Origin of the sequence: Denitrobaculum tricleocarpae (genome assembly GCF_007004665.1) — a bacterium.
Lineage (GTDB): Bacteria > Pseudomonadota > Alphaproteobacteria > Kiloniellales > Kiloniellaceae > Denitrobaculum > Denitrobaculum tricleocarpae.
The window spans coordinates 91,432-105,559 of record NZ_ML660056.1; the positions used below are offsets into that span (position 1 = coordinate 91,432).

14 protein-coding genes are annotated in these 14,128 nt (G+C 56.2%); 6 read left to right on the forward strand and 8 right to left on the reverse strand.

Features of this window, described 5'->3' with window-relative positions; genetic code table 11:
• Positions 1-71 precede the first annotated feature (71 nt).
• Positions 72-605, forward strand: a complete 534-nt coding sequence (locus FKG95_RS15210; protein WP_142897254.1) for a thioesterase family protein — start codon at positions 72-74, stop codon at positions 603-605.
• Positions 606-639: 34 nt separating this feature from the next.
• Here the strand turns inward: FKG95_RS15210 and FKG95_RS15215 are convergent, their stop codons facing one another.
• Both FKG95_RS15215 and FKG95_RS15220 read right to left on the reverse strand, forming a co-directional pair.
• Positions 640-1,560, reverse strand: a complete 921-nt coding sequence (locus FKG95_RS15215; RefSeq protein ID WP_142897255.1) for a GNAT family N-acetyltransferase — start codon at positions 1,558-1,560, stop codon at positions 640-642.
• Between the two features lie 5 nt (positions 1,561-1,565).
• A complete protein-coding gene (locus FKG95_RS15220; protein WP_142897256.1) occupies positions 1,566-1,838 on the reverse strand; it encodes a hypothetical protein in 273 nt (90 codons plus the stop codon).
• A gap of 311 nt (positions 1,839-2,149) precedes the next feature.
• On the opposite strand from FKG95_RS15220, the gene FKG95_RS15225 reads away from it, so the two are divergent.
• The 4 genes from FKG95_RS15225 to FKG95_RS15240 all read left to right on the forward strand — a co-directional run bounded on the left by FKG95_RS15225 (position 2,150) and on the right by FKG95_RS15240 (position 5,791).
• The gene (locus FKG95_RS15225; RefSeq protein WP_142897257.1) at positions 2,150-2,878 is read left to right on the forward strand and encodes a hypothetical protein; all 729 of its coding nucleotides are present in this window, start codon (positions 2,150-2,152) and stop codon (positions 2,876-2,878) included.
• Positions 2,879-2,987: 109 nt separating this feature from the next.
• Positions 2,988-3,800, forward strand: a complete 813-nt coding sequence (locus tag FKG95_RS15230; protein ID WP_142897258.1) for a hypothetical protein — start codon at positions 2,988-2,990, stop codon at positions 3,798-3,800.
• A 257-nt stretch (positions 3,801-4,057) separates the two neighbouring features.
• The gene (locus tag FKG95_RS15235) at positions 4,058-4,441 is read left to right on the forward strand and encodes a hypothetical protein (RefSeq protein ID WP_142897259.1); all 384 of its coding nucleotides are present in this window, start codon (positions 4,058-4,060) and stop codon (positions 4,439-4,441) included.
• A 147-nt stretch (positions 4,442-4,588) separates the two neighbouring features.
• Positions 4,589-5,791, forward strand: a complete 1,203-nt coding sequence (locus FKG95_RS15240; RefSeq protein ID WP_142897260.1) for a Hint domain-containing protein — start codon at positions 4,589-4,591, stop codon at positions 5,789-5,791.
• Between the two features lie 73 nt (positions 5,792-5,864).
• Here the strand turns inward: FKG95_RS15240 and FKG95_RS15245 are convergent, their stop codons facing one another.
• Positions 5,865-6,977, reverse strand: coding sequence for a histone deacetylase family protein (locus FKG95_RS15245; RefSeq protein WP_342779239.1), 1,113 nt, complete (start codon positions 6,975-6,977; stop codon positions 5,865-5,867).
• A 205-nt stretch (positions 6,978-7,182) separates the two neighbouring features.
• On the opposite strand from FKG95_RS15245, the gene FKG95_RS15250 reads away from it, so the two are divergent.
• Positions 7,183-8,871, forward strand: a complete 1,689-nt coding sequence (locus FKG95_RS15250) for a thiamine pyrophosphate-binding protein (RefSeq protein ID WP_142897261.1) — start codon at positions 7,183-7,185, stop codon at positions 8,869-8,871.
• Between the two features lie 337 nt (positions 8,872-9,208).
• Here the strand turns inward: FKG95_RS15250 and FKG95_RS15255 are convergent, their stop codons facing one another.
• The 5 genes from FKG95_RS15255 to FKG95_RS15275 all read right to left on the reverse strand — a co-directional run bounded on the left by FKG95_RS15255 (position 9,209) and on the right by FKG95_RS15275 (position 14,128).
• Entirely contained in the window at positions 9,209-9,838 is a 630-nt protein-coding gene (locus FKG95_RS15255; RefSeq protein ID WP_142897262.1) for a TadE/TadG family type IV pilus assembly protein, read from the reverse strand.
• Positions 9,839-9,840: 2 nt separating this feature from the next.
• On the reverse strand, positions 9,841-10,341 hold the full coding sequence (locus FKG95_RS15260) for a TadE/TadG family type IV pilus assembly protein (protein ID WP_179954111.1): 501 nt from the start codon (positions 10,339-10,341) through the stop codon (positions 9,841-9,843).
• Positions 10,342-10,443: 102 nt separating this feature from the next.
• Positions 10,444-11,418, reverse strand: coding sequence for a type II secretion system F family protein (locus FKG95_RS15265; RefSeq protein WP_142897264.1), 975 nt, complete (start codon positions 11,416-11,418; stop codon positions 10,444-10,446).
• Positions 11,415-12,425 carry a type II secretion system F family protein gene (locus FKG95_RS15270; protein ID WP_142897265.1) on the reverse strand — a complete coding sequence of 337 codons (1,011 nt, stop codon included), beginning with the start codon at positions 12,423-12,425 and terminating at the stop codon, positions 11,415-11,417. The genes FKG95_RS15265 and FKG95_RS15270 overlap by 4 nt, the downstream gene beginning before the upstream one ends.
• Positions 12,425-14,128 (reverse strand): TadA family conjugal transfer-associated ATPase, encoded by a 1,704-nt coding sequence (locus FKG95_RS15275; RefSeq protein ID WP_142897266.1) that lies wholly within the window; start codon positions 14,126-14,128, stop codon positions 12,425-12,427. Before FKG95_RS15275 ends, FKG95_RS15270 begins: the two co-directional genes overlap by 1 nt.

Here is a 14,128-nt window from a genome sequence, read left to right on the forward strand (position 1 = left end):
GAGACCGGCTGACCAGTTATTCCTATCAAATCCGGCGCGGAGTCTGCGTCGAGCTGTAAACAAGTGTTGAAATGAATCTTCTCTTTCGGATGCTTCGCGTGCTGCTGACCGGCATTTTTCGCACCAAGGTCGACTTCCTGGACGAGTCGGTCGTGTTCTTCCGGGTATTGCCGAACGATCTCGACTTCAATCTGCATATGAACAACGGCCGTTACCTGACCATCATGGACCTGGGCCGTTTTGATCTGATGCAGCGCAGCGGACTGGCCGGGATCGCAATCAAGAACCGTTGGATGCCGGTGGTCGCCTCCCAGGTGATCAACTACCGGCGCTCGCTGGCCCCGTTCCAGCGTTACAGTCTGCACAGCCGGATCCTGGGATGGGACGAACGCTTCGTCTATTTCCTGCAGCAGTTCCGCAGCAAGGACGGACGCCTGGCTGCCTCGGCGCTGGTGCGGGCGGGGATCCTGGTTAAGGGACGGAGCCTAACGATGAAGGAGATCATCGAGATCGTCGGTTACAAGGGACCACGGCCGATCCTGGCATCGGAAGTGACCGCCTGGCGCGACACCGAGGAATGGCTCCGTTCCGACGCCGAGACCTGAAAGCCCGTCCGGGTTACCCGAAGGCCCGTCCGGTTTACCCGAAGGCTTGGGCGGCGATCCCATAGTAGTGCTTTTGCGGGGCGTTTCGTCCCTCGATCGCTTGCGTGCCATCAAGGTTCACTCCGTCAGGACTGCGCAGCATGATCGGCGGGACATCGTTTTCGACGAAGCCAAGGGTCTCGATGTCGCCGAAAATCGCCTTTTGCCGGGCCGGCAGGTCTATGCGGAAGGGCGCGCTGTCCAAGCCCGACATCAGCCCGGTGATCAAGGTGAGCGCAGCGGCATCATCCGGCGCAACAAGAGGGCCGAGATTGGCCAGGCTCTTCTGCCGCACCAACAGCCCGTATCCCACCGGCGCGGCGTTTTGAAAAAGAACGAGGCTTCGCTCGGCCCGGGCGATCCGCTCTTGCAACATCCGCGCGCGTCGATGGCCGAAGGCGGATGCATCGAGGGCAATCACAGATTCCACCAGGGACCGATCCAAGGGCCGAAGTTCCTGACCCCTTGCCGGCGGATGCTTCCCGACCGGTGCCGCGTTCGCTGGGCGCCGATAACTATGCAGCTTCTCTACGGTTCGAAAACCATACTTTTCATAGAGCGGCCGTCCGTCCAGGGTCGAGATCAGTCGCAGGAGAGGCGAGGGTGTTTGACCGGACGCGCGTTGAATAGCCTCCTTCATCAAGTCCTGACCCAGTCCTTGCCGCCGGGCCTGAGCGTCGACAATGATCATGCCCAGCGACGTCGATGGCCCGGTCCCGGCGCTCTCGTAGGGGATCATCGCCGCGCAGGAGATGATTTCATCTTGGATGTTCCGGTGCCCGAAAACCTCGCCGCTGGCCAGAACCGTGCGCCAATCATCTTCGGTATGCGGCCAGTCTTGCGCTGCCGAAAGCCGGAGCAGGCCTGTAAGATCACTTTCATCGCAGGGGCCGATCGGCCCAACGGGGTCGCTCATGTGTTTTATGTGTCGTTCCGGGTATCGTCGTCCTGGGTGCGGTCGTCCTGGGTGCGGGCCAGTTCTTCCATGAGGCGACGGGCGAAGGCACCATTATCGTAGCGGGCGGCGAGAAACTGCTCGACGATCTGCCGCGCGGCCTTTTTGTCATAAGGTTCCGAGCCGGGGTTGGCGACCTTCTGCTGCACCCGCTTCAGGATTTCGGGATCGATTGTGGCGCGCAACTCGGCCAACTGCTGGAGAAGGGCTTCGCGATCGACGGGTTCGTCTTCGGCCATGCTGTATCGTAAGTTCCGTTTGTGGGCGAATTTTATGAAGGCAGGTCCGTCACCTGGTCGAATTGGTTCATGAAGACACTATGCCGACAACGGATGAAAGTTTATGCCACTTTGCCCGCTTTTGCCATGCTGTCGCGTGAGCCGCCTTATGGCCTTGGGCTGTTGCGCGCAGACACGTGCTTGCAGGCAGGTTAAAGGGATGGTAATAATACGTAGTAAACCATAAAATATAGATTAAAAACAATAGGTTAAAGAATTTTCTCAATTCGCCGAACCTATCACGCATGAACCTTGGAAAGAGTTAGCAGTCGATGTCGCTTGGGTTGCACGAACGGAGAGCAAAGCGCCGCCGCAAGTTTTGGTGGGGCGTCATCAAGTGGTTGGTGGCGCTCGCTATTATCGGCGCGCTGGGAGTGAAGGCCTATTACACCGGTTCCGATATCGCGCAACGCGATCTGATTGCGGAGCAGGAAAAGACCGCACGCCTGACCGGAGAGCTCGCCGACCTCAACCAGTCGGTGGCCGATCTGAAGGCCCAACTTGCGAGCGCCAACCGCTCGGCCAGCGATTGGCAGAAGAAGTACGAGACCGACGTTCCGACGGGAGAACTGAAGGAAGTTCTGGATATTGCCAGCAGCAAGCTGGGCAACGGTGTCGGCATGGACCGTCTGCGCTTTCTGATCGACTCCGCAAAGAACGAGCGCAGCTGCGACAATGCACCCGTGAGCAAGCGCTTCTTTGTCAGCACCGATCTTTACAGCGGCGCAAACGATTCCGTCACCTTTGCCCAGTCGGCGATTACGGTCACGGCCAAAGGGCTCTCCGCCAAGGACGCGGCGGGGAATGTGGAGGCCTGGTATGACGCGGCACAGCCTTTGGATGTGAATTTCACGCTGCTCGGTGGCGAAAACATCCAGGAAACCGGTAAGTTGCCGCTGCACCGCTCGGTGGTGGTCAACAATTCCGAGTACCGCTTCAGCCTGACCGAAGGGCCGCGTGGCTTTGTGCTTATCTCCGGCGACCGCTGCGATTATCCTTAAGCGCGGGCAGGATAGCGCTTAGTCTGTCGAGAGGGGCAGCGAAGTCTCGCTGTCCAGTCTCGAAGCTGAGGCCGTAGGGCCGCTCCGGCGTGGGGTGGATGGATCGCAGATGCTCATCGAGTGGTTACAATACCTGGCCACACCCTGCCCGAAGTATCTGCGTGCCATGGGCTATCCCCAGGAAATCATCGCCACCCAGGCCCGTTACCGGCGCTGCAGGGAAGCCTGGCGCCCGCACCTGGAAAATACCAAGGCCTTCATTCTGGAAAGTGCCGCCGCCGCAAAGGGAGACCGCACCGCCGTCGTGCTGGGCTCCGGGATGCTGCTGGACGTCCCGCTCGCCGAGCTTTCTCAACGCTTCGAGCAGGTTATTCTTGTCGACATTCTTCATCTGCCCTGGGTGAAGTTCCGCGCCCGCCGATATCCCAACGTGCGGTTCGAAGAGCTGGACGTGACCGGGGTTTGCGAGCTGATTTTTGAGCAAGTGAAACGAATGCGGTCAGGGCGGGGGACAGTGCCCAAGCTTCCGGAATTACTGCCAAAGCCTTTGGCCCAAAGTCTGGGCGTATCGTCGATCGACTTTTTGGCTTCGGTCAACCTGCTCTCGCAGCTTCCGATCCTGCCTCTTGCTTATCTCGAGAAACACTCGCCGGCCTACTCGGAAGAGGAGTTTGGAGTCTTTGCGAGCTTGCTGTTCAGAAATCACCTTTTGCACCTGAAAGCTAGCTCAGAACAGGTGTGCCTGATCACTGACCTGGAGAGAATTACTCTCGACAATTTAGGAAATTTGATCGAGAGAGAGAATGCACTGTATGATTCGATGTCCCTCATACCGAAAGTGGTATGGAACTGGCGTATAGCACCTCAAACAGAAACTGCAACGGATACAGAAATCTGTCATCGTGTTGGTTGGATTGACTAATTTGACTTGTAGCAAACAAAGTTAGCGAAATAGCGGATGGCCTATTGGTAACCGCGTTTTGCTTGAAAAAATTGCCAAGTTGCCAATGAAATGTTGGTGGGAATCGCGGCAATATTTCATAATATTGGCGTTTAGTGTTGAATCGTGCATTTATTTTTGCTGGAAATGAAGTAAATTGGAGATTGTGATTTTTTTGTTTCAAAATATTGGTTTGACACATGTTTTCTATAAAAAAGTTAAGTAAATACCGTTAGTGGATGTTACCTGTCGTCGCCCTAATTTTGTTTCTAAGTGTTTGTGTTGAAAAACAAGAAGTTGGGCCAATTGTTAAGTTTTTGAAAAATAATATTTCGATGAAAGATATACCAGTTCATGTACCGAAAAGTATAAAAAATTGTATTACAAAAAAATTTAGAGTATCTGACGAGAAAATATTTTCTATGGCGATGTTGGAGTCCGATCGTGTCGAATCGTTTGTAGATGAAAGTTGTGATTGTGTTATTGTTTTGTCCTCTATGCAGATTGAGTCGTTTGGAGTTTTTGGGGTAAGTGTTGGTGCTGAGAACGTAAGATTTGTGTTCCAAGTAAGAAATAGGCAGATTATTTTAGATGATGTCGTGGTCGTGACGACATTGTTGTGATTTGCGGGGGCAAATTTGAGGGGAAGAGACAAATGGAGAAAATAGAAATTGGGTATAGCCGCACAGGTCGTGACGTAACAGACAGTATTTTCGTCTATCACAAATTCATTATATACACCCGATCGGACGGTTCATCATTCCAGCTCCATGGAGGGCCTGATCAAGGTTTTTTTGGGTTCGCCATTTGATGAGTTTGTTTCCTCCAAAATCCCTACGCTTGAAGGTTTTGGAAATCTACATGCTATTGCCTTTGAGACTACGAACAGCACAAAAATTGGTGACGACGTTCAAAGAGAACTTGTGTTCGAAGGGGATGATCTAAGGGGAAAATTTGTTCAACTGGTGGGGATGGCGCAGGGTATTGCCGAGCAAAACACAAAGTATGACCTGTTGAATAACAACAGTAATACACTTGCTGACACTATTTTAAAGTGGATTGGTGCTAAAGCGCCTCAACTTGACAATTATTTGGCGGCGCCTGGTAGCGTACCTGACAGTGAGTTTAATCCTCAACTTTTCGAGAACCTTCCTCCGCCACTTTGGGGTGAAGAACTATATGATGAGTTCCGGGAAGTCTTCGAGAAGCTTTTTGATAACATAAAGGATTACTGTTTTGCTGCCGGGACAAAGATCCGGATGGCAGATGGTTCTCTGAGACCTATTGAGTTAGTCTCGATTAACGATGAAGTCCTCGCATACGATAACAATGACCAGCATGGCCAGGGGCGTCTTGCTGCGCGACGTGTCACCCGAACTTATTCCACTCCTGACAAATTGGTTATCGATTTCCACGGCCTAAAGGTCACACCCGGACACGTTTTCCTCTGTGGCGATGGCCCGCACGTTGGGCAGCATCACATGTTGATGGAAATTCTCCGTGCCGATGGGACGATTGTGCATGCGGACGGAACGGTGTTGCGTGCGGCGACCAATGCACCTGTGGGAAGCCGTGAAGACGCCTTTGTTCAAGTGGCTTATCTGACAGACGCCAATGATGCGCTGATGCAGACTGGGCAGATGCGTGCCGGTACCCTCATCCTGACCGCTGAAGGGGAGACTAAATCTGTTCTCCAGTGCATGGAGGAAGAGGGTTATCGCTTTGATGCCGAGAGCGGACTGATCGCTAAAGAGGGTGAAGAGCCGCACCCGCTCTATTGGTTCGGCGAAGTTCCGCGCCCCGAAGACTATATCTTGAAGCGCAGCGATCTAACTGATGCGGATCTCTATGCTGAACCGGATTACCAGCCTGAGGTCGCGGCTGCAACCACCAGACTTGGACAAGGAATTACTCCGGCTGAGGGCACCCTCCACGCAGAAGCCGCAATACGCGCAGGTGAAACGATCCACTGATGGATGCGGAAACGGCGCTGAATACGGGCGATTGTCAGGTGCCGTTTCTTATCCCTAAAGGCGACTTCCAACGTTAAGGCGAGCTGCGGCCAAACCCCTCCAAAAAGCTCACCAGGTTTGCGCCCAGCGCCGGGTTGGCGTAACCGCCCTCCTGAACGATCACGCTGGGCAGAGCGAGACCACCGATCTCACGTCCGATCTCGCCGAAGCCCGCCGTCGTCACGGCCAGGCCCGCGAAGGGGTCGCTTTCGTGGGCGTCCAGCCCCAAGGCAACCACCATGGCGCCCGGCGCAAAGGCGGCAATGGCTTCGCAGGCGCTGTCCAGGGCGGCGAGGAAGGGTTTGTCGCCGGAGCCCAGCGTCAGGGGGAAATTCAGGTTATAGCCGACACCTGTGTCTTCGCCGCGCTCGTTCCCATGTCCCCAGAAGAACGGATAGAAGTTCTGCGGATCGGCATGGATCGAGATCGTGAGCACGTCGTCCCGGCGGTAGAAGATCCCCTGAGTGCCGTTGCCGTGATGCAGGTCCACGTCCAGCACGACGACCCGGTCATGGTTCCGGCGCAAGTCCTGAGCGGCAATGGCCGAGTTGTTGAGATAACAGAAACCGCCGGCCATGTCCGCGAAGGCATGATGGCCCGGCGGGCGGCAGAGGGCGTAGGCGGCGCGTGCGCCTGCGCGGACCTGCCGCGTGGCATGGACGGCCGTGTTCATGGAGGCCTTGACCGATGTCCAGGTGCTCTCCGATATGGGACAGGCGGTGTCCGCCATGTGATAACCGGCCTGTCCGACCGCCGACGCCGGATAGCCGGCACTTGTGCCATGGGGCCGGCCGTTCGGATGGACATTGGGGATGACTTCGTCGGACGCCCCGGGAATCTCGCGCCAGCGGGCGTGAATGCTTTGCAGGAAGCGGAGATACTCGGGGCTGTGAATTGCCGCTGCGGGCGCAAGTCCGTAGTCATCGGGAGCTTCTATCTCGAAGCCGGAGGCCCGGCCGGCTTCGAGCAGCATATCGGCGCGCGCAGGGGTTTCGGGATTGGGTTTGCGAACCCCGCTGGAGAGAAAGTTGCCGGGATTGTGGGCGCTCTGGGCGGGGTCGAAGACGAATTTCATCGAGATGGCCTGTGGTTGTTCGTTTGTCGTAATCAGGGCGAACAGCTTAGGAAGCGGGCAGGGGTCTGCCAAGCTGCGTTTCAATGAGTTGGTTTTGCGAGTTGCCGCGCTTTGCTTACTTGCCTTGGGATTGACGGGCTTTGGAAGAGCGGCTGGCTTTCGGGCCACTGGGCTCCACGTAGTCAGGACCGTGACCTACAGCAATTGCGGTGAGGACTGCTTCTGGGCTAAGAAGTCGGGACAGACTCAAGCGACCGGCTCAGGAAAGAAATCCAACATGACATCTCAGGGAAAATTGCGCACGGGCGGACGGATCTTGGTTGATCAGCTCCGCCTGCATGGCGTTGATACCGCGTTCGGCGTGCCGGGGGAGAGTTATCTCGCGGTGCTGGATGCGTTCTATGACGTGCCCGAGATTGCGTTCCGGATCTGCCGGCAGGAGGGTGGGGCGGCCATGATGGCGGACGCCTACGGAAAGCTGACTGGTCAGCCCGGGATCTGCTTCGTAACCCGGGGGCCGGGCGCGACCAGCGCCAGCGCGGGGGTTCACATCGCCTATCAGGATTCGACCCCGATGATCCTTTTCATCGGCCAGGTCGGCCGCGACATGATCGAGCGAGAAGCCTTTCAAGAGATCGACTACCGCCGCATGTTCGGTCAGATGGCCAAGTGGGTGGCGCAGATCGACGATGCCGACCGGATCCCCGAGTATCTGGCGCGCGCTTTCGCGACTGCGACATCCGGGCGGCCCGGGCCCGTGGTGCTGGCGCTGCCCGAAGATATGCTGCGGGACATGACCGCAGCGCCGGATGCCAAGCCTTACAGGCCCGCCGAGGCGCATCCTTCACTTGCGGATATGAAGCGCCTTGGCGATCTCGTCGCCGCGGCGAAGCGACCGTTGATGATTTTGGGCGGTACGTCCTGGAATGCCCAGGCCTGCCGGCACATTCAAAGCTTCGCTGAAGCCCATGGCCTGCCAACGACGGCATCCTTCCGGTGTCAGGACTATTTCGACAATCGCCATCCGAACTACGCCGGTGACGTCGGGATCGGAATCAATCCCAAGCTGGCTGACCGCGTTCGTGAGTCGGACCTGGTTCTTGTGGTGGGCGCGCGTCTGGGTGAGATGACGACCGGCGGATATACCCTCTTCGACACGCCGGTACCCAAGCAAACCATGGTTCATGTGCATGCCGGTGCGGAAGAACTGGGGCGGGTGTACCAGCCCGAATTGGCGATTAATGCCGGGGTCAAGGCTTTTGCGGCAGCCGCCGCGGCCTTGAGTCCGCCAAAATCGCCGGACAAGGCGCGGAAGGAATTGGTCTCGACAGCCCGCAATGAATACGAGGCGTACATCGAGACACCAAGCATACCGGGCGATGTGCAGATGGGCGAAATCATGGCCTGGCTGCGCGAACGCCTGCCGGAAGATGCCATTATCAGCAACGGTGCCGGCAACTATACGACCTGGGTGCACCGCTTCTATCAGTACCGCAGCTTCCCGACCCAGCTTGCGCCGACATCCGGCTCGATGGGCTACGGCTTACCTGCGGCGGTGGCGGCCAGCTCGGTCTTTCCCGAGCGCACGGTGGTCTGTTTTGCCGGCGACGGTTGCTACATGATGCATGGCCAGGAACTGGCGACCGCGATGCAGTACGGCCTCAAGATCATCATCCTGGTGATCAACAACGGCATGTACGGTACCATCCGCATGCATCAGGAGCGCGAGTACCCAGAGCGCGTCAGCGGTACTGAACTGGTCAATCCGGATTTCGCCGCCTACGCCCGCGCGTTCGGCGCAAACGGCGAGGTGGTGGAGCGGACGGAACAGTTCGCACCGGCTTTTGAGCGCGCGATGGCGGCCGAGGGGTCAAGCCTGATCGAGATCCGGATTGACCCCGAAGCAATTACACCGAAAACGACTCTCGCGCAGATCACGGCCGCTGCGCAAGCGAAGCTATCCTAGGTTGGGAGCTCCTATTCCTTGACGGTCTTGACGACAAAATTATGTTTTCTGGCAAGGAGTTAAGAGTGGAGCGATGCCATAGCATCGTGCTTAGTCAGAATTGGACCGATGACACGACGCTGTCCAGACCTTGGTTCCCAGAACGTGGTTCCCAGAACTCATAATCTTATCGCCTGAGGACCACGTCCCAGGCGGGTCGTATTTTGTCGGGTTTCAGGTGCGTTGACGCCTCTTACCGGGCCTTCAGGCCCGCTTTCGAGCCCTCGCCTGCCTAAAACCCGGCAAAATACGATCAAGACCATCAAAGAATAGGAGTCCTCAACCTAGAGAGACAAGGTCAGGGAACACTGAGTGTGCTCAGGTCGCCCAGACGCGGCTGACGAAGCGCGGTCTGTACGATCACGCCCTCGGGCAACAACCCCCCGGAGTCGAAGAAACTTGAGAGGAAATCGAGGAAAACCGGCTCGAAGCGGAAATACACCTCCGCTGTAATGACGTTTTCATTGTCTCTGACAACAAACCCGGCGGGCATGTTGGCCGGATCGCCGACACCGCCGTATAAGCTTGGAGGTAAGGTGGGGCCTGCACCTTGGATCTGCCATGTGATCTCTGCCGGGTCGCCAGGGTTCTTATAGACCGAACTCACGATCACACCGCCTTTCGATGCTAGATCGAAGGGCTGCACAACCTCAATTGCGGCAATCATAAGCTGGTTGATTTCGGCCGCCGATATACTGGACGGACGCGATGTCAGGTCCGACATGGTTGCAGCTGCCCGGTCAAGTTTCTGGTTCAGCAGCATGTAGCGGCCCATATCGAACATACCGAGCAGCATGAAGAGGATCACCGGGACGATAAAGGCAAACTCGATGATGGTTACGCCCGACCTGTCAGACACAAAGGAGTGATACTGGCGGGCTATCTTGAGCCTATAACTGTTCAATACGGCATTCATTTCGACACCCAAACCTATTCTTCTCTGTAGGGCTCATTGCGGACGGCGACCGTCGCCGTCATCGGCAGTGAACCGCTCGAACCGGCGAAGACAGAGAAAACGGGCGTCATGTATTGCCATTCGTATTCAAGCCGATAGAAAACAACATCGTTTGCGTCACCTGCTCCGGGCGTGCCTGGACCACCGTCGTCGCCTGAAAAGTCGGGGTAGACAGTCACGCTGACGTTGGCCTCGGAAACGTCAATAAGCCCATGGGTATGATCTGAGATGATTTCCAGGATCTTGTCCTGGCGGGCTGCTGGATCGACTTCCTGGCCTGTGACGCCAAATCTGGCGGCCTCACGCAGACCACCCTCGGCAAGAGTCAGGGTGAACATGACCATTGCTATCTCCAGAGCGCCAAACAGCAACAGCAAGAATGCAGGTAGAATGAGGGCAAATTCAATTGCTGCGAGTCCGTCTTTGTTGTCTCTGAAGCGGCGTATGACTTGCCGTATCGGCATTGTCGTCAGCATAACTCTCAATCCTCGGTCATCGGTTGTCCTGGAATGTGATACCGCCGTTATCTCCCACATGGCATAGCCACACTCTCGTGGCGCTTATCAATTGGTTTATTCCTACACGCCACTCAGGGCGTCTATGGTCCGTACGATCGCAGGTCCAAGGAGGACCACGAAAAGCGGGGGAAGAATGAATAGGATCATGGGCACGGTCATCATCGCCGGAAGCCGTGCGGCTTTTTCTTCTGCTTTGAGCATCCGTTCATCGCGAGACTCTGTGCTCATAACCCGCAAGGATTGCGACAGCGGGGTGCCGTAGCGTTCGGCCTGAACGAGCGTATTGACGAGACTGCGGATGATCTGCAGATCGGTCCTTTGGGCTAAATTGTCGAGGGCTGCCCGCCGCTCAGGCAAAAAGCCGAGTTCAAGGCCGGTCAAGCTGAACTCATCAGCAAGCTCGGGGGCGGCCGAGGCCATTTCCTGCGAGACGCGTGTCAAAGTCGCGTCGAGACTCAGGCCAGCTTCTGTGCAAATGACCATGAGGTCGAGTCCGTCTGGAAGCGATTTCCGGATGGCTTCCTGACGTTTCTTTGACGCATTTTTGATTATGACATCAGGCATATATGCGCTTACGCCAATTACGCTGATGCAAATTATCAGCTTCATGCCGTCGGACAGGTTGTAGCTGTCGAAGCCGTAAAACATCAGGAGCGCCACACCCCCCAATACGAAGGGCAGGGCGAGTTTAAAAAAGAGATACTGGATTACAGCTTCTTTCGAGCGCCAGCCCGCGCACATCAGCTTGTTAGAAATATTGCCGGCCTGTGCGGATTTCATGAGCTGCAGGCGCTCGACGACCTGGCGCATAAAGGATGCCGTGTTCAGGCGTTCGCTGCGCCGCCGCGGAGCAAGCATACCGCTGCGCAAAGCCGAACGCTGCTCGGCGAGAACCTTCGCTCGTTTCTGCGAAGGGTCGCGGTGAATGAGCGATGACCATACCGCAGCGAAGCAGACAAGCACTGTTATTGAAGCCATGACAACGATCACGTCTTCGGTCGTAACCCCGGCAGGAAGATAGGCTTCAATACTCATATTTCGAACTTGACCATTTTATACATCGTGCCGATCCCGACACCGAACATTACGAAACCGCCTGCGAGCATCATGTTACCTCGTGGGTCATGCCATAGCGTCATGACGTACTCGTTGTTGATGAAAAACAGCAACAGGAACATGATGAAGGGCAGGCTGCCGATAATGTAAGCACTGGCCTTCGCTTCAGACGACATGGCCTTAATCTTGAATTTCATTTGCTTGCGCTTGCGCAAAATGTCCGAGAGGTTAGACAAGGTTTCCGCCAGGTTGCCGCCGGTTTCGGTTTGGATGGACAGTGCGACTGTGAAAAAGTTGAACTCGGGAATCATCAGCCGATTTGCTGTGTCCCAGAGAGCATCCTCGATCTTGCTGCCGATTTTAACAGCTTCGAAAATACGTGTGAGCTCCTCGCCAACCGGCCCGGGAATTTCCTGTCCTGCGGATTTCATCGACTCGGTAATGGGCAGGCCGGCTTTCAGGCCACGAACCATCAAGTCGATTGCATCGGGAAAGTGCGCAATAAACTGGAGTTGCCGGCGCTTGGCCATGATTCCGAGTGCAAAGTGCGGTACTCCGATGACGCCCACGAGCCCGAAAAGCCCTGCAATTATATTAGGAAAGCCGAAGGCTATCCTGCCAATCATGTACGCGACAACGCCACTGAGTAGGCACATCATCAGGTAGCGGCCCAACGCAGGCTTTACGCCCGCACGCTCTAACCTGTCACGGAGCAAATCGGGACGGGGCAACAGCGTTTTGATCAGCCGGTCGACGAGGGCATAACGACTATCGGCTGTCGCGCGGCGGACGCTAACCACAGTCTGCACCGATTGATCGACGTTTCTCACATCACCCGTGGCGCGTTTGATGCGCCGTTTGAAGTTCCGATTCGTTCCATCGCCCGCGAAGGCCGCGGCAATGAGCATGACCCCACCCAGCATCGGCAGGCACATGAGGATCAATGTCATCGTCGGATCGTTGTTGGTGAGGAGGGAAAGATCCACTACATCGCCTCCAACAGCCGTTGTTCCAGTCCGAAGTATGCCGCCTTTTTGGCGAAGAACGGCCGAAGGCCGGAGGATTTGAAACTGCCGACGAGGTTTCCGTCCGCGTCTTCTCCCTCGAACTCAAAGGTGTAAAGGTCCTGTGTCGTTATGATCTCCCCCTCCATTCCCACGATTTCAGTAATGTGGGTGACCCGGCGCATACCGTCGCGCATACGGGAGATCTGAACGATCATGTGGACCGCGTCTGAGATTTGGGTCCGCACGGCCTTTGCCGGCAGGTTGATGCCGGCGAGGCCAATCATGTTTTCGAGACGTGTCAGGCCTTCGCGGGGTCTGTTTGCGTGGATCGTACCCAGTGAGCCATCATGGCCTGTGTTCATGGCTTGCAGCATGTCCACGGCTTCGCCACCGCGAACCTCACCAAGAATAATTCTGTCAGGACGCATACGCAGAGTGTTCTTCACCAGATCGCGCATGTCGATGGCGCCTTCACCCTCAAGGTTTGCAGGGCGGGTCTCCAACCTGACCACATGCGGCTGTTGCAGTTGAAGTTCAGCCGCATCCTCGATAGTGACGATGCGTTCGCCGGGGTCGATCATCTGCGAAAGGGCATTCAACAGTGTGGTTTTACCCGAACCGGTACCACCGGAGATCAGAATGTTAAGCCTGCTGCGTGCGGCGATCTTGAGCACCATCGCCATCTTTTCGTTGATATTGCCCTGGCGCGCCATGACGTCCAGCGTAATGCCCTTCTTGGCAAACTTACGAATGGAGATAGAGGCGCCGTCGATTGCGAGAGGTGGTATGACGATATTGACACGGCTGCCATCCAGCAAACGGGCGTCGACGAGGGGAGTCGTCTCATCGACGCGTCGGCCGATCTGGGCGACGATGCGACGTGAGATATTCACAACATGATCGTTGTCCCGGAACTTGATGTCGGAGAGCTCAAGTTTGCCGCCACGTTCGACATAGACCTGATAAGGTCCGTTCACCATAATATCGGTGACTTTCTCGTCGGCCAATAGCGGTTCGAGTGGTCCAAGGCCGAGCATGTCCGCCAGCATTAGTTCGACCACACCCGCTTGCTCCGGGCCATTCAACCTGATTTTTTCCTCCGCAAGGACCTCGGAGACGATCTCGCCGAGTTGACTCGAGAGTTCTTCGCGTGGCAACTGTGAGGCTGCTGAAACATCCAGTCTCTCCATGACCTTCGCATGGATGGCATCTTTTGCAGCTTCTACGGTGTCGGTGATCGGCGCCTTGGTTTCAAGGCGACGCTCGTCGATCTTAAATGGGTCAGGTTGATCCGGCACCGCCGCTGCGTTTGCCTGCGAGGATGGTGCAGGGGGAAGATCCGGCACAGACGCACGCTCTGCGGAACTCGCCACTTGTGTGCTCTGTTGCTGGGTGGGTGCCGACTGCTTTGGATACTGCGCGGTGACCCAGTTGATGAGTTCGGTCAAGAGAGTCCGGCGTTCCAGCAGGTTCAGATTGTTGGGTTGCTTCTCGAATTCAGATGTAACGAGTTGCCCGAGCCGCAGACCGAGTTCCGGTCGCGACAGCTGCGATATTTCAAGGCCGCTCAGGCACTCAGCGACTTTCGGCTTTAATTGCTCGATGTACGGGGCGAGATTTGACTGTGCTTGTGCACTGGCTTTCCCCGGCTTCGCATTTTTGCGCTGCGCGAATATCGACAT

What these genes read in the sequence shown, in the direction of transcription:
- FKG95_RS15210 (WP_142897254.1), top strand. Translation starts at nt 72, where the DNA reads ATGAATCTTCTCTTTCGGATGCTTCGCGTGCTGCTGACCGGCATTTTT.
- FKG95_RS15215 (WP_142897255.1), bottom strand. Translation starts at nt 1,560, where the DNA reads ATGAGCGACCCCGTTGGGCCGATCGGCCCCTGCGATGAAAGTGATCTT.
- FKG95_RS15220 (WP_142897256.1), bottom strand. Translation starts at nt 1,838, where the DNA reads ATGGCCGAAGACGAACCCGTCGATCGCGAAGCCCTTCTCCAGCAGTTG.
- FKG95_RS15225 (WP_142897257.1), top strand. Translation starts at nt 2,150, where the DNA reads ATGTCGCTTGGGTTGCACGAACGGAGAGCAAAGCGCCGCCGCAAGTTT.
- FKG95_RS15230 (WP_142897258.1), top strand. Translation starts at nt 2,988, where the DNA reads ATGCTCATCGAGTGGTTACAATACCTGGCCACACCCTGCCCGAAGTAT.
- FKG95_RS15235 (WP_142897259.1), top strand. Translation starts at nt 4,058, where the DNA reads ATGTTACCTGTCGTCGCCCTAATTTTGTTTCTAAGTGTTTGTGTTGAA.
- FKG95_RS15240 (WP_142897260.1), top strand. Translation starts at nt 4,589, where the DNA reads ATGGAGGGCCTGATCAAGGTTTTTTTGGGTTCGCCATTTGATGAGTTT.
- FKG95_RS15250 (WP_142897261.1), top strand. Translation starts at nt 7,183, where the DNA reads ATGACATCTCAGGGAAAATTGCGCACGGGCGGACGGATCTTGGTTGAT.
- FKG95_RS15260 (WP_179954111.1), bottom strand. Translation starts at nt 10,341, where the DNA reads ATGCTGACGACAATGCCGATACGGCAAGTCATACGCCGCTTCAGAGAC.
- FKG95_RS15265 (WP_142897264.1), bottom strand. Translation starts at nt 11,418, where the DNA reads ATGAGTATTGAAGCCTATCTTCCTGCCGGGGTTACGACCGAAGACGTG.
- FKG95_RS15275 (WP_142897266.1), bottom strand. Translation starts at nt 14,128, where the DNA reads ATGTCGATATTCGCGCAGCGCAAAAATGCGAAGCCGGGGAAAGCCAGT.